The following is a 20360-nucleotide window of genomic DNA, read 5'->3' as shown; positions in this document are numbered from 1 at the left end:
TATAAAGCATTAGATAAAATCAGCACCTATTTTTTATGAAAGGAAAACGATGTTAGAAGGAATCGTTAGAGAGAGTATCGGTAAGAAGTCTGCGAAGGCTTTGAGAAGAGATGGTTATCTAATCGCCAACATTTATGGCAAGGGATTAGAGAATGTTGCAGCTGCTTTTAAAGTCAATGACTTTATTAAAGAAGCGCGCAAAAAAGAAGGCCTTGCTTTTGATGTAAAAGTAGGCGGAAAAGTTTATAATGTCGTTATTGTTGATTACCAAAGAGATGTTGTTACAAGCGATCTTAAACACGTGGATCTAAAAGTAGCACTTCCTGGTGTTTTATCAAAATATATGATCCCGGTTAAGCCAGTTGGAACACCTATTGGTCTTAAAAATAAGGGCGTTTTGATCCAGTCAAAAAGACGTCTTTGCGTAAAATGCACGGCTGAAAATTTACCAAATTCATTTGACGTTGATGTAAGCAAACTTGACATTGATGATACGATTTTGGTTCGTGATATCACAGCTCCTAAAGGCGTTACTATCATTGACGCTGACCGTGTTGCGGTACTTGGAGTTATTAAAGCTAAATAAAAAGGGCTTTTGTGACACTAATAGCGGGGCTAGGCAATCCTGGCCCCAAATACGAAAATACTAGACACAACATAGGCTTTATGCTTATAGACCTTCTAAAAGACTCAAATTTCAAAGATGTTAGCTCAGCTAAATTTCAAGGCGAAGTTTTTAAATTTAATGACATTATCTTGCTAAAACCAACAACTTTTATGAACCTCTCAGGTCAAAGTGTTAAGGCGGTAAAAGACTTTTATAAGCCAAATAGGATCATTGTCATCCATGACGATCTTGATCTTAGCTTTGGCGCGGTTAAATTTAAAAAAGGCGGCAGTAGCGGCGGACATAACGGCATAAAATCGATCGATAATCTAATAGGCAACGACTACGAAAGAGTGCGCGTTGGCATAGGGCATGAGGGTGATGCTAAAAATTTCGTCCTTGGTGAGTTTGGTGATGATGAGAAAAAGGCTTTAGATGAAATTTTAGCCTACACAAAAAATGCAGTTTGTGAGCTTCTAAAGAGCGACATCAACGAAATTTCACAAAAATTTACGGTAAAAAAAGGTCTTATCAAATGAAACTATACGCCAGATATGTTGGCTGGGTCTATATAAAATCTTTTCTTATCGTATTTTTAGCGCTTGAGCTATTTTATGTTGGCATTGATCTGCTTACAAATTTAAAAGATCTGCCGCCATCTGCGAACCTTCAGCTACTCTACGTTGGCCTTACTGCGCTAAGTGCCATTAGCTATGTTTTGCCACTATCACTCATCTTTGCGCTAATAATTTTACATGTAAATATGGTTCGCTCAAACGAGCTAATCAGCTTTTATGCTCTTGGCATTAGCAAAAATAAGCTCATTTTGCCGCCATTTCTTATCGCATTTTTTGTGACTATTTTTTACGTTGGGCTAAATTTTACGCCATTTGCTTATGCGCATGACTATCAAAAAAGTATCGCAAAAAATACCGCTTTTTCAAAAAGTACAAACGACTCATTTTTGAAATTTGAAGGTAAATTTATCTATATAAAAGAGCTAAACTCAGCCAAACAAAGGGCAAATGATGTGAGAATTTTTGACATTAATGGCACTGACTTGCTCTCGACAACCTTTGCCAACCACGCTAAATTTAAAGACAATGAGTGGGTTTTAGAGGATGTAAATCAGACCTTTTTGCCTCAAAATTTAGAGCTTGGCGAAAATGGCTTTAGCAAGGTAAAAAGCGAAAATTTAGATGCATTAAGAGGCTTTAAGCCAAAGAGCATCGAGAGTGCTGCAAGCGTTGAAAACTCGAAATTTAACATACCTGATGCGATAAATTTTATAAAGACTTTTAAAAACGAAGGCATAGGGCTAGACAGCGCAAAAACGGCATTTTATAACCTTGCTATCACCCCATTTTTTGCGCCATTTTTATTGCTTATTTTTTACTATCATTTGCCAGTGACCGGCAGGTTTTTTAACCTTGCACTCTCAACATTTATCTTTGTCGTCATAACACTCGTAGTTTGGGGACTTCTCTTTATCTTAACCAAATTTGCTCAAACCTCAGTCGTCTTGCCAGAGATCGGCATGGTGCTCCCTGTTATTTTGCTTTTTGCATACGCCATTTATCTCATAAAATCGCATCGTTAAGCCAAATTTTGGCAACTTTTTTGTAAAATCAAGCCATTTTAAAAAAGGCTATTTTATGGATTTTAAAGAGCTTGCAAGCAAATACAAAACCCCACTTTATGTTTATGATTTTAACTACATTAAAGAGCGCTATGAGGCGCTAAAAAACGCATTTTACGCTAGAAAATCTCTAGTTTGCTACGCTGTAAAGGCAAACTCAAATTTAAGTGTTTTAAAATTTCTAGCTGATCTTGGAGCAGGATTTGACTGCGTGAGCATCGGCGAGGTCAAAAGAGCGCTACTAGCGGGAGCTAAGAGATATCAGATCATCTTTAGCGGCGTTGGCAAGAGCGATGCGGAGCTAAAAGAGGCTTTAGAAAATGAAATTTTGCTTATAAATGTCGAGAGTTTTGCCGAGCTTTTAAGGCTTGAAAACATTGCAAAGGGGCTAAATTTAAAAGCTAGGATTAGCATCAGGGTAAATCCAGGCGTTGATGCAAAAACACACCCATACATCTCAACAGGGCTAAATGAAAACAAATTTGGCGTCGATGCGCAGACAGCTAAAAAGATGTATATCCACGCTAAAGCTTCAGAGTTTCTTGAGCCAACTGGCATACACTTTCACATCGGCTCGCAACTAACTTCACTAAGCCCGATAATAGACGCTGCAAAGATCGTAAGCGAGCTTTTAAGAGAGCTAAGAGCGCTTGAGATTGATATCAAATTCTTTGACGTTGGTGGCGGACTTGGCATCATCTATAACGACGAAAAAGAGATAAATTTATATGACTACGCACAAGGAATTTTAGGCGCGCTAAAAGGTCAAGATGTGACCATTGTTTGCGAGCCAGGACGCTTCATCGTGGGCAATGCTGGCTACTTTGTGGCAAGCGTTTTATATGAGAAATTTAATGGCAAAAAGAGATTTGTCATCACTGATGGCGCGATGAATGATCTTATAAGACCAAGCCTTTATGGCGCGCATCACAAAATTTTCGCCTATGGCAAGGATGAAAATTTAGGCACTTGCGACGTGGTTGGTCCAGTTTGTGAAAGTGGCGACTTTTTAGCAAAAGATATAGAGCTACCAGAGTGTAAGAGTGGCGATATCATCGTGGTTAAAGGAGCTGGGGCTTATGGATTTAGCATGAGTTCAAACTACAATACAAGAAACAGAGCCGCTGAAGTTTGCCTGCTTGATGGCAAAGATAGGCTGATAAGAAGACGCGAGAGTTTCGAGGACGTTGTGGCACCTGAGATAGAATTTTTGGAGAGCGCTGATGCAAGAGCTAAATGAGCTTAGAAAAGAGATCGATACGATCGATGATCTTATCTTAAACAAGCTAAATGAGAGAATGGGGTTAGTCGAGCAAATCGGCAAGCTAAAGCAAACGAGTGGGACGCCTATATATCGCCCTGAGCGTGAGCGAGCTATCATAAACCGCTTAACTAGTCTTAGCAAAGATAAAGCTTTAAATAAGGCTGCGATCGAGGCTATTTATCTTGAAATTTTTGCCGTTAGTAGAAATTTAGAGATGCCTCAAAAGATCGTCTATCTTGGACCTGAGGGCACCTATACGCATCAAGCGGCGCAGAGTAGATTTGGCGCGATGAGTGCCTATCTGCCACTTGCTACGATCGAGGCAGTTTTTACGAAGCTAGCTCAAAAAGAGGCAAAATATGGCGTCGTGCCTATCGAAAACAACACCGAAGGCGCTGTTGGAGCTACGCTTGATTGTTTGGGTAAATTTGATGATATAAAGATAGTAGCAGAGCTCTACGTAGATATCCACCACAGCTTTGTTAGTATAAATGAAAATTTAAAAGAGATAAAGCGAATTTACTCGCATCCGCAAGGCTACAACCAGTGCCGTAAATTTTTAGAAGATCACTTGCTAAACGAGGTCGAATTTATCCCAGCCAAATCAACCGCCGCAGCCGCATATATGGCATCTATGGATAGAGAATCAGCCGCTATTTGCTCAAAAATCGCAGCTAAAATTTACAATGTGCCAATCGTCTATGAGACTATTGAAGATAATATGGCAAATAGAACGAGATTTCTCATTCTTAGCGATTTTAAAAACGCCAAGGTTGAAAACTCAAAAACTTCGATCCTAGCTAAAACCGATCACAGTCCAGGACGCCTTGCTGATCTGCTTTCTATCTTTAAAAATGAAAATATCAATATTACAAAACTTGAGTCACGTCCTATCAAACAGCGCGAATTTAAGTCAATTTTTTACCTTGACTTTGAGGGGCATATCGACGATGAGAGGGTGCAAAATGCCTTTGAACTCGCAAAAGAGAGCGGCGCTGAGATAACGTGGCTTGGAAGCTATTTAAACGGAGATGAGTAATGAAATTTAATGACTTTTTAGATGATCTAGTAAATTACGAGGCTGGAAAGCCGATCGAACTTGTGGTTAGAAAGTTTGGCATCGATGCAAAAGATGTGATAAAGCTAGCGAGCAATGAAAACCCTTTTGGCACTAGCAAACGCGTAGAAGAGGCGCTAAAAGAGGTCGCTAAAAACGCACATCTTTATCCAGACGATAGCTACTTTGAGCTAAAAGAGGGGCTGGCTAAGAAATTTGGCGTAACTAGCAAAAATCTAATCATCGGCTCTGGAAGCGACCAAATCATAGAGTTTGCGCTTCACGCAAAGGCAAATAAGCAAAGTGGCGTTTTGATGGCTGGTGTGACATTTGCGATGTATGAAATTTATGCAAAACAAACAGGGGCTAAAATTTACCGCACAAAGAGCGTGGAGCATAATTTGAGTGAGTTTTTAGAAATTTATAACGCGCACAAAGATGAAATTTCTGTCATCTTTCTTTGCTTGCCAAACAACCCTTTGGGCGAATGCATCGATGCCGACGAGGTCTATAAATTTATAAAAAACATTGATGAAAACACACTTGTGGTGCTTGATTGCGCTTACAACGAATTTGCTAAATTTAAAGACAGCAAAAAAGAGATAAAGCCAAGCGAGGTGGTGAAATTTAAAAATGCCATCTACCTTGGCACTTTCTCAAAGGCCTACGCACTTGGCGGCATGCGCGTTGGATACGGCGTAGCAAATGAAGAGATTATAGGGGCTCTTTCAAAGCTAAGAGCTCCATTTAACATCACAACTCCAAGTCTAAGAGCAGCGATAGTAGCACTTGGAGATGATGAATTTGTGCAAAAAACTATGCAAAACAACTTCGAACAGATGAAGAGATATGAGGAGTTTGCAAAGCAAAATGGCATCGAGTTTATCCCAAGCTACACAAATTTCATAACTTTTAAATTTAACGAGCCAAAATCAAGCCAGATATGCGAAAAGATGCTAAAAAAAGGTATAATTTTACGAGATTTAAAAAGCTACGCCTTAAATGCGGTGAGAATCACCATCGGTCAGGCATGGCAAAACGATAGAGTTTTTGAAGAGTTAGAGCAAATTTTAAAGTAGGGATATGGATTTTAAGGCATTACTTCATCAAATAAGTCAAATTTATCAAAAGCTTTCACTAAAACAAAAGATCGTCGCAGGCAGCTCGATCGTTTTGGTTGTGGCTTTTTTGGTATTTTTAACGCTTTACAAAAGCAAAAGTGATAGCTTTGCAGGATATAGCGTCCTTTTTGAAAACATCAGCCCAAGCGACTCAGCCTTAATAGTCGATCAGCTAAACAAAGATGGTATCAAGTATAAACTAGCAAATGAGGGAACAATACTGGTGCCAACAAGCGATGTATATAAAGAGCGTATCGCTGTTGCAACGCTTGGCATACCAAAAGAGAGCAAGATCGGTTTTGAAATTTTTGACAAGCAAGAATTTGGAGCAACGGACGCCGAGCAGAGAGTTAAATTTCAAAGAGCGCTTGAGGGTGAGCTAGCTAGAACGATCGAGAGCCTCTCATCTATCCAAAAAGCAACTGTAAGAATAGCCATACCAAAAGAGAGCGTCTTTACTGAAAGACAAGCACTCCCAACGGCCTCGATCGTGGTTGAGCTAAAGCCAGGCGTTAGTTTAAATGCGAAGCAAATTTTTGGCATTAAAAACCTAGTTGCTGCCTCTGTTACAAATTTAAGCACAGAAAATGTAAAGATAGTAAATCAAGATGGCGTCGCACTTGGCGATGAAGACGGAGAATTTGATAGTGATGCCATAGCTCAGCAGATCCGCTATAAGCGCGAGTTTGAAAATAATTACGAGCAAAAGATCGTAAATGTGCTAGCTCCTATCGTGGGTGGGGCAGATAAGGTCGTAGCAAAGGTAAATATCGACTTTGACTTTGATAAAAAAGATACAAAAAGCGAGGTTTATGACCCAAATAACGTCGTAAGAAGCGAGAGCAACATCGAAGAAAAGCGCCAAGGCTCAGCTCCAAATGAAGTAGGCGGTGTGCCTGGTGCGGTTAGTAATATAGGCCCTGTTCAAGGGCTAGATGACAGCACTTTAAAAGAGCAGTACAACAAAAGCTCGCAGCAGACAAACTACGAAATTTCAAAGAAAGTGACAAATGTCAAAGGGCAGTTTGCTAGCATAAACAGAGTGAGCGCAGCTGTCGTTATAGACGGACTTTATCAAAGCAAAAAAGACAAAGACGGCAAGCCAACTGGCGAGCTTGAATTTGCCCCGCTCACTAAAGAGCAAAGAGAATCAATCACAAATTTAATCAAGCAATCAATCGGCTACAATCAAAATAGAGGCGATGAGGTAAGCTTAGATAACTTCGAGTTTAAAACTGGCAAAGATGTCAGCACTGGCGAGAAGATGGATGGCTTTATGAATAACTACGTGATGCCTTTCTTGCCGCTACTAAAATACATCTTTGCGGCGCTGTTACTCTATATCTTCTACAAAAAAGTCATCGTGCCATTTATGCAAAAGATGCTTGAAGAGACGAAAGAAGAAGAGGAGCAAGCCCAGGACGATCTTGAAGATATCGAGATGGATGCTGAAGATACGCTTGAGAAATTTAAAGCCGCTCGTAAGAAGGTCGAGGAGCAGCTTGGTCTTAGCGGTGAATTTAACGAAGATGAGCTAAAATACGACGTCCTTCTTGAAAAGATGAAGATAGTAGTCACCGAGCGAAGTGAGGAAATTTCAAATTTACTCCAAGATATGGTTAAAAACGATAGTGACTTTAACATGCGTAAGGAAATTTGATGTCTATAAAACTAACCGATAAGCAAAAGATGATATATGATGATCTTTCAATGCCTGAAAAGATCGCTATTTTACTAATCCAGCTTGGCGAAGAGGCGACAGCTCTTATATTTTCTCATATGGATGTTGATGTCATCACCGAAATTTCAGGCTACATAGCAACTGCAAAAAATATAGACAAACAAGTTGCAGGCGCCATTTTAGAAGAATTTTACGCTCTCATGCAGTCAAATCAATATATGAGAAGCGGTGGCTTAGAGTATGCAAAAGAAATTTTATACCGCACATTTGGTCCAGAAGCTGCGCAGAAAATTTTAGACAAGCTTGCTAAAAGCATGGAAAACTCAAAGAGCTTTGGCTATCTTGATAAGATAAAGCCACAGCAACTCGCAGACTTCATCGTAAAAGAGCACCCTCAAACTATCGCGCTAATCCTAGCCCACATGGACTCAACAAGTGCCGCCGAGACGCTAAGCTTTTTCTCAGATGAGCTAAGAAGCGAGGTTGTGATCAGGATGGCAAATCTTGGCGAGATCAGCCCATCGGTCATCAAGCGTGTCTCAACTGTGCTTGAGGGCAAACTTGAGAGCCTCACATCTTACAAGGTCGAGGTTGGTGGCCCAAGAGCTGTGGCAGAAGTGCTTAACAGACTTGGTCAAAAAGCTAGCAAAAGCACGATCGAGCGCATCGAACAAAGTGACGATAAGCTTGCCACAACGATCAAAGAGCTTATGTTTACCTTTGAAGATATTATCAACCTTAACGCAACTGCGATTAGAGAAATTCTTAAAAATGTCGATAAAAAGGACCTTATGGTTGCATTTAAGGGCTCAAGTGATGGCATTAAGGATAAATTTTTATCAAATATGTCTCAGCGTGCAGCCGAAGCCTTCAAAGAGGAGATGCAATACCTTGGCGCTGTGCGTGTAAAAGACGTTGAAGAGGCGCAAAGACGCATCGTTGAGGTCGTTCAAGGTCTAGCTGATCAAGGTGTCTTCCAAGTTGGCGAAGCAGATGAGATGATAGAATGAAAAGTAGCGTAATAACAAGTGAGACCTCGCCGGCTCACTTTATAGAAAATTATAGATTTAAGGTGCTTGGGAGCAATGAAAGAGCCCAAGATAGCGCACCTGTTTTGATAGAAGAAAATAATCTTAGTGAAGAGCTAAATGAGCAAAGCTTAGAGCAAGGTGGTGAAAATTTTGCACCTCAGATGCCGCATCCAGTGCAACCAAACATGCAAAATCACTTTGCGCCTCAGCCTCAAAATAGCCAAGCTCACCAGCCTGGATTTGACTCGAGTTTTGTCGAGGAGCTACTTAAAAAGACAGATGAGCTAAGCAGCAACATCATCAAACTTCAAATGCAAATAGAAAATCAAGAGAGTGAATTTGCAAAGCGCCTTGAAGCTGAGATCGCCCGTGCAAAAGAGGATGGCAAAAATAAAGGCATCGCTCAAACAAATGCTGCAAACGAGGCAAAGATAAAGGAGCTTGAGGCTAAATTTAGTGCTTCAGCTGCAAAGCTTGATGAGCAGTACGTTAAATTTGAAGAGTTTTTGAAAAAGAGCGAGGAAGAGCTTGGGCAAACTGCGATAAAGATCGCTAAAGAGGTGATAGAAAAAGAGGTTTCAACGGCTTCTAGCCAGATCGCTCACCATTTAGCTGGCTCGCTCATTAAAGAGTTAAGCGACGTAAAAAACATAGAAATTCGCGTAAATCCTGAAGATAGCGACTATCTAAAAGAGCAGTTTAGTAAAAACGAACGCGTAAAAGTAAGCGCTGATGATGCCATAAGCAAAGGTGGCGTGGTGATAATAAGCGAGGGCGGGAACATCGATGCAACGATGCAAACAAGGCTTGAGAAGCTAAAAATGCTGGTAAATAATGAATAAAGATCTTAAAAGCCTAAATGTCGATGAGCTAAACGCGCTTTGCCACGACATCAGAGATAAAATTTTAGCCACCGTTAGCAAAAATGGCGGCCACCTTAGCTCAAACATCGGTGCAGTCGAGATCATCGTTGCGATGCATAAAATTTTTGACGTTACAAAAGATCCGTTTATTTTTGACGTGAGCCACCAAAGCTACGCGCATAAGTTACTAACTGGGCGCTGGGACAAATTTGATACGCTTAGAAAATTTAACGGTATCAGCGGCTATACAAAGCCAAGCGAGAGTAAATTTGACTACTTTGTAGCAGGCCATAGCTCAACGTCCATTTCGCTTGCAGTTGGCGCTGCAAAGGCGATCAAACTAAAAAATGAAGAGCGCTTGCCAGTAGCTGTCATAGGCGACGGCTCGCTAAGTGGAGGCATGGCGTATGAGGCGCTAAATGAGCTGGGGGACAGAAAATATCCTTGCGTCATCATCCTAAACGACAACGAAATGAGCATAAGTAAGCCAATAGGCGCGCTTAGCAAGTATCTAAGCCAGATGATGGCAGGGCAGTTTTATCAAAAATTTAAAGGCAGGGTTGAGCGCTTTTTAAGCTACATGCCAGACTCCGCAGCCTACATGGCTAGACGCATGGAGGAGGGCATCAGACTCATCACCCCTGGCATGTTTTTTGAAGAGCTTGGACTTGAGTATATAGGCCCAGTCGACGGGCACGACCTTTCAGCGCTTCTTAGCACATTTGAAACAGCCAAAAACATGAAAAAGCCAGTCATCGTGCACGTGCAGACGCTAAAGGGCAAAGGGTATGAATTTGCCGAGGGTTACTATGAAAATTGGCACGGAGTTGGGCCGTTTGATCTAAAAAGTGGCGAATTTATCAAAAGACAGTCAAACAAGTCAGCCACGGCGATCTTTAGCGAGCAGCTTTTAAAGATGGCAAGAGAGCACAGCGACATCGTTGGTGTAACGGCTGCGATGCCAACAGGCACTGGCATGGACGCGCTCATACATGAGTTTCCAGACCGCTTTTGGGACGTGGCGATAGCCGAGCAGCACGCAGTTACCTCGATGTCAGCCATGGCAAAAGAGGGCTTTAAGCCATTTGTCGCGATATACTCGACCTTTATGCAAAGAGCATACGATCAGGTCATCCACGACGCTTCTATACTAAATTTAAACATCACATTTGCGATGGATAGAGCAGGCATCGTTGGCGAGGACGGCGAAACGCATCAGGGCGTCTTTGATATTAGCTTTTTAAACGCTGTGCCAAACATGGTTCTTTTTGCCCCAAGGTGCGAAGAGAGCATGAAAAATGTTATGGAATTTGCCTACTCTTACAAGGGCGTTAGCGCGTTTAGATATCCGCGTGGGGCGTTTATCTTAAGAGATGAGTTTAAAGCCAAACCGCTTGAATTTGGCAAGGGTGAAATTTTAGCTGACGCAAAGAGTGAGACCGCATTTTTAGGCTATGGCAACGGCGTTGGCAGGGCAAATTTGGTTAGAAATTTACTAGCTGGCAAGCTTGAAGCTATCCTTGTTGATCTAGTCTTTGTAAAGCCGCTTGATAGAGAGCTTTTATGTGAGCTAGCAAAACGCACTAAAAAGTGGTATATCTTTAGTGATAGCGCTAAAAAAGGCGGCGTTGGCGAGATTATAAGTGCCTTTTTGCAAGAAAATGGCATCTCAAATGTAAGCGTTGTTAGCTTTGAGTATGATGATAAATTTATCCAGCATGGCTCGACAGCTGAGGTCGAAAAGAGCCTTGGCATAAGCGCTGAGCAAATTACCCAAAAATTACTAGAGAATAATTAATATCATTTAATAAAGAAACGTTTAATATTACTTTTGCTAGCATAAAGTAAAAATTTGTATAGGGGAAAATTATGCAATATGTATCGTTGCTAAAACAGTCTGGGCTTAAAGTAACGCCACAGCGTCTTAGCGTTTTGAGAATTCTTGATCGTCACACACATCCAACGATCGATGAGCTTTATGATGAAATTTTGAAAGAAAATCCATCAGTTTCGCTCGCAACTGTCTATAAAAACCTAAACACTCTAAAAGACGAGGGTCTAGTGGTTGAAGTAAATATCGTCAATCAAAAGGCGAGATACGACATCTACGAGCATCCGCACATTCACGTGGTTTGCGAAAACTGCGGTAGCGTCGAGGATATGAGCTATGATGACTCAGAGCTTGGCAAATACCAAGAAGCGCTTGAAAAAAAGATCGGTAACATTATCGAGCGCCTAAATATCGTTGCTAGCGTAAAAAGCTGTAAACACTGCCGATAAGGCAAAATTTATGTTGCATTATGCAGCATAAATTTTTATTTTTCTTCATAAAACACTTCAAACAAGCCTGAAATTAGCTTTTTTCTCATTATTTTAAGCACTAACTCGCTAAAATAAACAAAAAATTTCGGAGAAAAATGTGGGTTTGGAGATAGAGCGTAAATTTTTACTCAAAAATTCTCAAATTCTAGATTTTCTAAAAGAGGCTGGGCTAGTTTTTAAGCACCTTGAAATTTCTCAGTTTTACACTAAGATCACGCAAAATGAAGAGATCCGCTTCAGAAGCGAAGAGGATAAATTTATAAAAACGATCAAGGTCGGTAAAGATCTTATAAGAGAAGAAAATGAGGAATTTTGCGAAAAGGCGGAGTTTAAAAAGGCTCTAAAAAACCGCATCGGGCACGTCATCACAAAAGATAGATACATTTTTCGGCTAAATAATAACCCCTGCAACATCGATGTTTTTAAAGATGACTTAAATGGACTTTGCACATTTGAGATCGAATTTAGTGATGAAAATGAGGCTGTCTATTTTAAGTTGCCATCATTTTTGGAGCAGTTTTGTAAGGCCGATGTCACCTGCGATAAAAGATATAAAAATAAATTTCTAGCCATCCACGCAAACGAAAATGAACAAATCGACTACAAAAGAGCCTACAATGTCTTTAAAAACAAAGAAATTTCACCAAATTTTACTGCGAATTTAAAAAGTGGCGAGGCACTTAGAGCTTTGTTTTTAAGCATATATAAAGAGATAAAGAGGCTAAAGAGTGACTATCTGCAAGATCATGACGAAGAAATTTTGCATAGCCTACGAGTAAATTTAAGAAAGATCAGGTCGCTGCTTAAAATTTTTAACGGAGTTTTTGATGAGAAAGTGACGCTTTTTTTTGGAGAGAATTTTAAAATTTTGGCAAATTCAACCAACAAAAAGCGAGACTTAGACATATTTTTAGGCTTTTTAAGCGAACAAAAGCACGCAAATGAGCTAATTTACTTTGTGCAAAAGGCTCTAAATTTAGAATACGAAAACGTTAAAAGCTACCTTAGTGACGAGGAAAACTACGCATTTTTAAAAGAGTGGGAGATATTTTTAAACGAGGGTGAGTTTTATAGATCAAAGCTCTTTGATGTAAGCCTTTCACGCCTTGGCTCGTTTAAGCTAAGAACGCTTCTAGTTTTGGCTCAAAAGAGGCTAAAAAGCCTAGATCAAGACTGCCCAAATGAGAGCTTTCATAAGATCAGGATCGAGCTTAAAAAAGTGAGATACACTTACGAGTTTTTGAGTGAGATTTTTTATTTTGACGGGCTTAAAAAGTATGAAGAGCGGCTAAAAGATATGCAAGAGATCTTTGGCGCGCTTCAAGACTATGATGTCTGGCTTGGCATCTTAGAGCGTTTGCCAGAGGCTGCTGGCAAGGAAAAACTTGAGAGCAAAATTTACAAACAAATTTACAAAACCAGAGAAGAGATACTAAAAAAACGGCTTAAATTTATAAAAGCAACTCGCAAGATCTCGCGAAATTTAAAAATTTACTACATATAAAGGTCTAAAATTTATGCAAAAACAAGAAAAAATAGTTGATATGTTTAACCAGATCGCTCCTACGTATGACGTCGCAAACAGGGTTTTAAGCCTTGGCGTGGACGTGAGTTGGAGGAAATTTGCCTGCAGATATATGCTAGAAATTTTTAAAAATAAAAGCATAAATATCGTGGATGTGGCATGCGGCACTGGCGATATGATGGGGCTTTGGAGTGAAATTTCAAAAGAATTTGGCGTAGAAGTAAAAAGCCTAACTGGTATCGATCCATCAAGTGGCATGCTAAAAGAGGCGAGGGCGAAATTTCTAAATTTTAAATTTATAGAGGCCTACGCTGATAATACAACGCTTGCAAGCGGCGAGGCTCAAATTTTAAGCATAAGCTACGGCATAAGAAACGTGGTCGAGCGAAAGGCTGCGCTTAGGGAGTTTAACAGGGTCTTGGCTGATGGCGGATACGTCGTCGTGCTTGAATTTACCAAACGCCAAAAAAAGGGCTTTATAACCGCGTTAAGAGATTTTTACCTAAGTAAAATTTTGCCAAGTATCGGCGGCTTTATCTCAAAAAATAAAGAGGCGTATGAGTATCTGCCAAGCTCGATCGAAAATTTCTTGGACGCAAAGAGCTTTTGTGATGAGCTGGTTGAAGCTGGCTTTGAGATAGAGCTTTGCAAGGGCTTTAGCATGGATATCTCGACGCTATTTATCGCTAGAAAGGTCAAAGAGATCAATGCTTAGCGTATCTGAGCTAAACGAAAAAGCAAAGGCGCTGCTTGAAGCGACACTTGACTACGTCGAGGTAAGTGGCGAAATTTCGCGCCTTACTAAGCACGCCTCTGGGCACTGGTACTTCACGCTAAAGGATGAAAAGTCAAGCATCTCAGCTGTGATGTACCGCATGAACAACCAAAAGGTGAAATTTTTGCCAAAAGAGGGTTTGAAGGTTAAAATTTATGGCAAAGTGACCATTTACTCGCCAAGTGGCTCGTATCAGCTAGTGGCTAGTGCGATGCTGCCTGATGGCGAGGGCGAGCTTGAGCTTGCGTTTAGGCAGCTTAAAGAAAAGCTCGAAAACGAGGGGCTTTTTGACATCAGTGCAAAAAAAGAGATACCAAATTTACCTAAGAAAATAGCCCTTGTCACAAGCGCCACTTCAGCTGCACTTCAGGATATGCTAAAGGTGGTAAGAAGCCGCTGGAGGCTAAGTGAAATTTATATATTTGATGCGCTAACTCAGGGCGAAAGTGCTCCAAGCTCGCTTATAAAAGCTTTGCGTAGGGCCGATAAATACGGCGTTGATGTGATCGTTTTGGCTCGCGGAGGCGGCAGCAAAGAGGATCTTTGGTGTTTTAACGACGAGGGTTTGGCACGTGAAATTTACGCTACAAAAACGCCAGTCATAAGCGCTATCGGACATGAGATAGACTACGTTATAAGTGACTTTGTAGCAGACCGCAGATCTCTTACGCCAAGTGCAGCGATGCTTGATCTTTTGCCTGATGAAGAGGCGTTTTTTCAGTATCTTGATAGGCTCAGCGACGATCTTGATAGCGCCTTAAATTTAAAGATAACAAAGAAGCAAAATTTATTAAATTTACTACTTTCTAAATTTTCATCAAACGCTCTAAAAGCTAGGATCGAGCTAAAATTTAGCGAGGTGGCAAACAAGCAAAATGCCCTAACAAACGCCGTGCAAAGAAAGATCTTGCTTCTTAGCTCAGCTCTTGGCTCGCTAGAGAAGGCTTATGAGATGAGGGAGCTCTTTTTTGAGAGCACGAAGGGGCTTATCGAGGTTAGAAAAGATGGCAAGAGAGCTGATCTTAGAGATTTAAATTCAAATGATGAGATCGAGCTTATCTCGCAAAATACACATAAAAAAGCAATTATCAAGGAGTAAAAATGAGTAGAAAAATCAACTTTAGCGCAGGCCCAAGCGCGATACCATTAGATGTTTTAGAGCACGCAAAGGCCGAATTTACCGACTACAGAGGCGAGGGCTACTCGATCATGGAGATCAGCCACAGAAGCAAGACCTTTGAGGAGATCCACTTTGGCGCGATGGAGAAGATAAGAAAGCTTTACGGCATCGGCGATGAGTATGAAATTTTATTTTTGCAAGGCGGCGCACACTTGCAATTTAGCATGATACCGATGAATTTATATCAAGGTGGCAGGGCCGAGTATGCAAACACTGGCGTTTGGACAAACAAAGCCATCAAAGAAGCAAAAGTGCTTGGCGTAAATGTAGATGTCGTCGCAAGCAGCGAGGATGAAAATTTCTCTTACATCCCTGAGTTTAAATTTAGCGATGACGCTGATTATGCCTACATCTGCTCAAACAACACGATTTACGGCACGCAGTATAAGGCTATGCCAAAGACCAAATCGCCCCTAGTTGTTGACGCTTCGAGCGACTTTTTTGCTAGACCGCTTGATTTTAGCAGTATCGGCCTACTTTACGGTGGCGCTCAGAAAAATGCAGGCCCAAGTGGCGTGACTATCGTCATTTTAAGAAAAGACTTAGTTGATCGCGTTAGCAACCAAAACGTCCCTATGTTTTTGCGCTACAAAACGCACGTAGAGGCAAACTCGCTTTACAACACACCGCCAACTTTTGGAATTTATCTCTTAAATTTAACTATGCAGCACCTGCTAGATCTTGGCGGACTTGCTGAGGTTGAGAAGATAAATGCCAAAAAAGCAAGCACGCTTTATAATATTATCGATAGCTCAAATGGCTTTTACGTGGGTCACGCTAAAAAATCAAGCAGATCAGATATGAACGTGAGCTTTACGATACCAAAAGATCATGCGCTTGAGCCAGTTTTCGTCGAAGAAGCGCTAAAAGAGGGCATGCTTGGACTAAAAGGCCACAGACATCTTGGCGGCATAAGAGCCTCTATCTACAACGCCGTTAGTCAAAGCGACGTTGAGAAACTTGGCGAGTTCATGAGAGAATTTGCCAGAAAGCACGGCTGATGAACAAGGCAAAAAAAGCTTACGACGAAATTCCTTATTTCTCAGCTGCATTTAGCGACTGCTCGCCCGTTAGGATAGAGGCGGTTGCTAAATTTTTAGGCTTAAAGGCGGCAAATTTAAAAGACGCTAGAGTGCTTGAGCTTGGCTCATCGTATGGTGGCAACATCTTGCCATTTGCAGCTTCACACAAAGAGGCAAAGGTTGTTGGCATCGACATCTCAAGCCACCAAGTAGAAGAGGGCAACAAGATCGCAAAGAAGATGAATTTAAAAAATTTCACCCTTCTTGAGCGCGACTTCTTGCACATGAATGAGCACGATATCAAAGAGCTTGGCGAGTTTGACTACATCATCGCTCACGGCGTTTATAGCTGGGTGAGCCCAAACGTGAGAGACGCGCTACTTGCAACGATAAAGGCGCTACTTAGCAAAGATGGCATCGCCTACGTCTCTTATAACACCTACCCAGGCTGGAAGAGCCTTGATATCTTAAGAGATTTCATGCTTTTTGCGAGCGCAAATAGAGGCGATAAAGACTCACTTCCTCACGTCAAAGAAGAGTTAAATTTCTTGCAGGATTATTTGAAATTTAGCCTGCAAAACCAAAGCGACGTCGTCTATAAAGACAGCATGAAGCTACTTTTGACGCAGCTAAATTTCTTGCAAGGCATCATCGCAAAAGGGAGTGATTATTACATTTTGCACGACTTTTTGGAGGCGAGTAACGAGCCAACTTACTTTCATAAATTTGCTAGACACATCGATAAACACGGACTTTGCTACGTCATAGACGCCTCACTAAATGACATCTTTGCAAGCTCGACTGGGATTTACCGATTTGACGCGCACATCGAGCAAAGCTACAACACTCGCATCAAAAAAGAGCAGCTAAACGACTTTTTGTTTAATAGATCCTTTAGAAAAAGCCTCATCGCTCACAAAGAAAGGCTTGAAGGCGCTGATGACTTTGACGCGGTGCTTGGAGAGAGCGAGCTAAATAGCCTAAATTTTGCCTACTTTAGCGAACAGCCAAGGACAAAAACGCAAGAAATTTTAAGCAAGGCCTATCCGCAAAGTCTAAATTTAGACGAGGTCAAAGCCGCTCTTGGCGAAAATGAGAGCGAGGGCTTTATGGGACTACTTGAAATTTTAAATGATCAAAACACTAAAATTTCATCATCAAAGCTTATTGCGCTTGATTATGAGCCTAAAAAAACTAGGCTAAAGCCTATGGCAGCAGCGTATCTAGGATATTTTTTGGAGACTAGTTTGCCAGTTATTTCTTTGGCAAATGAGCTAAATGGCAAGCTTAGCTTAAGCGTTGAAGAGATCAAAGCCGCCTTGAAATTTGACGGCAAGGCTAGCTTTAAAGAGATCGCAAAGGGCGCAAATTTAAGCGAAGATGAGCTAAAAGAGCTTGCTTTTAAACTAAGCGAAGCCTACTTCTTTGAAGAAATTTAAAAAAAGAGCGTGGCAAATTTAACCATGCTCTTACTCAAAAAACATATCTTTTAATATCAAACATATCATCGCTATGTAAAAGACCAAAAACCATTTTTTAAGTGTTTTTTTGTCGGTATTTTGCGTCTTTTTGGTGCCAAAGTATGCGCCTATTAGCGAGCCAAGACCTAAAAATGCGCCCTCAGCGTATGAGATATGGCCATTTAGCGAGAGTGAGATGAAGCCAGCGATGGCTGCAAACATAACGAAAAATACACCCATTGAGACCGCTTTTTTTAGCTCATAACGCAAAAAGCCAACCAAGATCGGCGCGATAAAGACACCTCCACCGATACCGATACTAATGGCAAAAACGCCAACAAAAACGCCAACTAAAAATAGCAAAAAGAGCGAATTATTCGCATTTGAGCCGTCGCTGTTTGGTGAAAAGTATAGTTTTATAAGCGAAAAGACAAATGTTGCTAGAAGCATAGACTCAAGTAAGAGTGCAGGCGCGTGCGATACGATGATACCACTAAAACTTGCTCCCACAAGACCCCCAAGCCCCAAAAATACGCCGCGGTTTAGCTTTAAAAGTCCAGCTTTGTAGTTTAGATACGAGCCAAATGTCGCACTAAAGATCATCTGCATGACGCTTATGCCAATGGCAGTTTTGACGTCGTATCCAAAGGCGACCATTATAGGAACGACGACTGTGCCGCCACCGATGCCAAAAAATCCAGCTATATAGCCAACGCCGATACCTAATATAAAAAGTTCTACAAAAAGCATTTTTTCTCCCTTGACTAGTGCAAATTTTAGCCAAGGGGCTCTTAAAAAAATAGTAAAAAAGGCGTAAATTTAAAAATTTAGCCAAAATTCTAAAAAGTAAAAGCGAAAATTTTTTATAATCAATAAAAAATTTAAAAGGAAAAAGATGCTCTTAGAACAACCACTTTTTTATTATGAAGCGATCAGAGAGAAATTTAAAAATAGCTACCTTGCTGAAGACAAGACACAGACGATAATCGGCATCGACTGCGAATATATCGATGAAAAAGATATGGACTTTTACGGACTTAGAAGCTATTTTGATACCAATCGTAACAGATCACTCGCACCTTTTGCTGGGCTTTTTGGCGTTTTTGCTTATGATGGCGTGAGATATTTTGAATATATCGGCGAAGAGAAAACTAAAAAATATGAATTTCCAAAATTTATCTACGCCGATGCTAAAGCATATCTGCACTTTGATAAGATGAGTAAAATTTACACTTTTTATGGAGATAAAGAGAGGTATTATGACTTTTTGCTAAATTTAAAGGCAGAACATAAGGGCGAAAAAGAGTGTGAATTTAGCATAAAAACTGATCTTAGTAGCGAGAAGAAACACTTTGAAGATATGGTTGAAGTGGCAAAAGAGTATATAAGAAGCGGTGACGTCTTTCAAGTGGTGCTTGGCGAGCTACTTGAAATTTCAACGAATATGAGCAGCCTGGACTTTTACAAAAAGCTAGCCACTGCAAATCCAAGCCCATATATGTTTCATTTTCCTACGCCTTATGGCGATGTGGTTGGCTCGTCGCCTGAGCTTGTTTTTGAGATGAAAAGTGAGCAAATTTTTGTAGCACCAATCGCTGGCACAAGGCCACGTGGGGGCGATGCAAATGCTGATGTAGCGCTTGAAAATGAGCTTTTAAGTGACGAAAAGGAGCTAGCTGAACACAAGATGCTAATCGATCTTGCAAGAAATGACATCGGCAGGGTTTCAGAGCCAAAGAGCGTGGCGGTAAAAAATGCGATGCATATCCAGAAATTTGAAAAAGTGATGCACATCGTTAGCGACGTCTATGGCAAGTGCGCTAGGGGGCTTAATCTTTTTGACGTGCTAGCTAGCATCTTCCCGGCTGGCACGCTAAGCGGTGCGCCAAAGATCAGAGCGATGCAGATAATCAATGAGCTTGAAATTTTTGAGCGAAATATCTATGGCGGGGGCATTGGATTTTTGCATTTTAATGGCGACGCTCAGGTGGCGATCCTCATCCGCTCAGCCATCTTTGTGCCAGCTAAAAACGGCTTTAGCGACGTCTTTGTCGGAGCTGGAGCTGGCATAGTCTATGACTCAAAAAGTGAGAAAGAGTATGCTGAAATTTGCCACAAACGAGCCAGTGTGGTAAATGTCTTTAAAAACAGCGCAAAAGAGGTTTAGATTTACAAAGTAGGAGCTTTCATGCCAGGGCAAAATTTGATCCTAGCCATAACGATTTTTGTTTTTATATGTGTGTGCTTTATGGCGTATAAGGATAATAAAAAGAATTTGCAAAAGAAAGGGAGATAAATTTATTAAATTTGCAAGGTGGCAAATCAAACTGCAAGAGTAAATTTGTATTATTTGGCTTTAAAAAGAATAACTAATGTCAAGATAAATTTATCCTAGCTCTAACGACCCTATTTTTGTGCGCTAAATGTCGGCAAGATGAAATTTTGCTTTGATGAGCGCATCCAGACAAAAGTGGTGGCAAATTTTACGCAAATTTATGAGTATGAAAATTTACACATCAAAAAGGGCGAGCGTCTGGGAATTTCGAGCTTGGCTCAACTATCGTCATACTTAGCGAAAAAGATGCGACCAAATTTAAGCTCTTTGAAAACAAAGAGCTTAAATTTGCTGAAGCGATAGGACTTATAAAATAAATACACTAAACATATAGGTAAATTTTTATACCTTATCTAATGATCAATTTTTATATATCCATTATAATATGAGTTATAGTCTTCAAAATATTATAGGTATGAAGGCTTGTAAAAGATGATGAGCGTATTATTTTATCTACCAAAATTTCTCTAGGATTAAG

Annotated in this window: 19 protein-coding genes; 18 read left to right on the top strand and 1 reads right to left on the bottom strand. The window is 40.7% G+C overall.

Going from position 1 to position 20360, the window contains the following annotated elements:
- Positions 1-49: 49 nt before the first annotated feature.
- From F3G86_RS03050 to F3G86_RS02975, 16 genes are all read left to right on the top strand, one after another.
- Complete coding sequence (locus F3G86_RS03050) at positions 50-586, top strand: 50S ribosomal protein L25/general stress protein Ctc (protein WP_149722952.1); 537 nt, start codon at positions 50-52, stop codon at positions 584-586.
- Positions 587-597: 11 nt separating this feature from the next.
- Complete coding sequence (gene pth / locus F3G86_RS03045) at positions 598-1146, top strand: aminoacyl-tRNA hydrolase (protein WP_149722951.1); 549 nt, start codon at positions 598-600, stop codon at positions 1144-1146.
- A complete protein-coding gene (locus tag F3G86_RS03040; protein ID WP_149722950.1) occupies positions 1143-2207 on the top strand; it encodes an LptF/LptG family permease in 1065 nt (354 codons plus the stop codon). The genes pth and F3G86_RS03040 overlap by 4 nt, the downstream gene beginning before the upstream one ends.
- 55 nt (positions 2208-2262) lie before the next feature.
- The gene (gene lysA / locus F3G86_RS03035) at positions 2263-3486 is read left to right on the top strand and encodes a diaminopimelate decarboxylase (protein ID WP_149722949.1); all 1224 of its coding nucleotides are present in this window, start codon (positions 2263-2265) and stop codon (positions 3484-3486) included.
- Positions 3470-4549 (top strand): prephenate dehydratase, encoded by a 1080-nt coding sequence (pheA, locus tag F3G86_RS03030; RefSeq protein WP_149722948.1) that lies wholly within the window; start codon positions 3470-3472, stop codon positions 4547-4549. Before lysA ends, pheA begins: the two co-directional genes overlap by 17 nt.
- Complete coding sequence (gene hisC / locus F3G86_RS03025) at positions 4549-5646, top strand: histidinol-phosphate transaminase (RefSeq protein WP_149722947.1); 1098 nt, start codon at positions 4549-4551, stop codon at positions 5644-5646. The genes pheA and hisC overlap by 1 nt, the downstream gene beginning before the upstream one ends.
- A gap of 4 nt (positions 5647-5650) precedes the next feature.
- On the top strand, positions 5651-7348 hold the full coding sequence (gene fliF, locus F3G86_RS03020; protein ID WP_103640002.1) for a flagellar basal-body MS-ring/collar protein FliF: 1698 nt from the start codon (positions 5651-5653) through the stop codon (positions 7346-7348).
- On the top strand, positions 7348-8379 hold the full coding sequence (gene fliG, locus F3G86_RS03015) for a flagellar motor switch protein FliG (protein WP_012001435.1): 1032 nt from the start codon (positions 7348-7350) through the stop codon (positions 8377-8379). Before fliF ends, fliG begins: the two co-directional genes overlap by 1 nt.
- Positions 8376-9242: a flagellar assembly protein FliH gene (fliH, locus tag F3G86_RS03010; protein ID WP_149722946.1), complete on the top strand. Its 867-nt coding sequence runs from the start codon at positions 8376-8378 to the stop codon at positions 9240-9242. Before fliG ends, fliH begins: the two co-directional genes overlap by 4 nt.
- Complete coding sequence (dxs, locus tag F3G86_RS03005) at positions 9235-11061, top strand: 1-deoxy-D-xylulose-5-phosphate synthase (protein WP_149722945.1); 1827 nt, start codon at positions 9235-9237, stop codon at positions 11059-11061. Before fliH ends, dxs begins: the two co-directional genes overlap by 8 nt.
- Before the next feature lie 71 nt (positions 11062-11132).
- Complete coding sequence (locus F3G86_RS03000) at positions 11133-11543, top strand: Fur family transcriptional regulator (RefSeq protein ID WP_009294652.1); 411 nt, start codon at positions 11133-11135, stop codon at positions 11541-11543.
- A 139-nt stretch (positions 11544-11682) separates the two neighbouring features.
- Positions 11683-13089, top strand: a complete 1407-nt coding sequence (locus F3G86_RS02995; protein ID WP_223228532.1) for a CYTH and CHAD domain-containing protein — start codon at positions 11683-11685, stop codon at positions 13087-13089.
- Positions 13090-13102: 13 nt separating this feature from the next.
- A complete protein-coding gene (gene ubiE / locus F3G86_RS02990; RefSeq protein WP_149722944.1) occupies positions 13103-13825 on the top strand; it encodes a bifunctional demethylmenaquinone methyltransferase/2-methoxy-6-polyprenyl-1,4-benzoquinol methylase UbiE in 723 nt (240 codons plus the stop codon).
- Positions 13818-14984, top strand: coding sequence for an exodeoxyribonuclease VII large subunit (gene xseA, locus F3G86_RS02985; protein WP_149722943.1), 1167 nt, complete (start codon positions 13818-13820; stop codon positions 14982-14984). Before ubiE ends, xseA begins: the two co-directional genes overlap by 8 nt.
- Before the next feature lie 2 nt (positions 14985-14986).
- Positions 14987-16066 carry a phosphoserine transaminase gene (serC, locus tag F3G86_RS02980; RefSeq protein ID WP_149722942.1) on the top strand — a complete coding sequence of 360 codons (1080 nt, stop codon included), beginning with the start codon at positions 14987-14989 and terminating at the stop codon, positions 16064-16066.
- The gene (locus F3G86_RS02975; protein ID WP_149722941.1) at positions 16066-17526 is read left to right on the top strand and encodes a methyltransferase regulatory domain-containing protein; all 1461 of its coding nucleotides are present in this window, start codon (positions 16066-16068) and stop codon (positions 17524-17526) included. Before serC ends, F3G86_RS02975 begins: the two co-directional genes overlap by 1 nt.
- 30 nt (positions 17527-17556) lie before the next feature.
- Here the strand turns inward: F3G86_RS02975 and F3G86_RS02970 are convergent, their stop codons facing one another.
- Entirely contained in the window at positions 17557-18297 is a 741-nt protein-coding gene (locus tag F3G86_RS02970) for a sulfite exporter TauE/SafE family protein (protein WP_103598330.1), read from the bottom strand.
- A 145-nt stretch (positions 18298-18442) separates the two neighbouring features.
- On the opposite strand from F3G86_RS02970, the gene F3G86_RS02965 reads away from it, so the two are divergent.
- Both F3G86_RS02965 and F3G86_RS11170 read left to right on the top strand, forming a co-directional pair.
- Positions 18443-19714: an anthranilate synthase component I family protein gene (locus tag F3G86_RS02965; protein ID WP_149722940.1), complete on the top strand. Its 1272-nt coding sequence runs from the start codon at positions 18443-18445 to the stop codon at positions 19712-19714.
- Between the two features lie 392 nt (positions 19715-20106).
- Positions 20107-20199, top strand: a complete 93-nt coding sequence (locus F3G86_RS11170) for a hypothetical protein (protein WP_411160687.1) — start codon at positions 20107-20109, stop codon at positions 20197-20199.
- Positions 20200-20360 lie beyond the last annotated feature (161 nt).

Source organism: Campylobacter concisus (assembly GCF_902460595.1).
Taxonomy (GTDB): Bacteria; Campylobacterota; Campylobacteria; order Campylobacterales; family Campylobacteraceae; genus Campylobacter_A; species Campylobacter_A concisus_BL.
The sequence above is the reverse complement of the archived record's forward strand: the minus strand, read 5'-3'. Positions and strand labels throughout refer to the sequence as shown.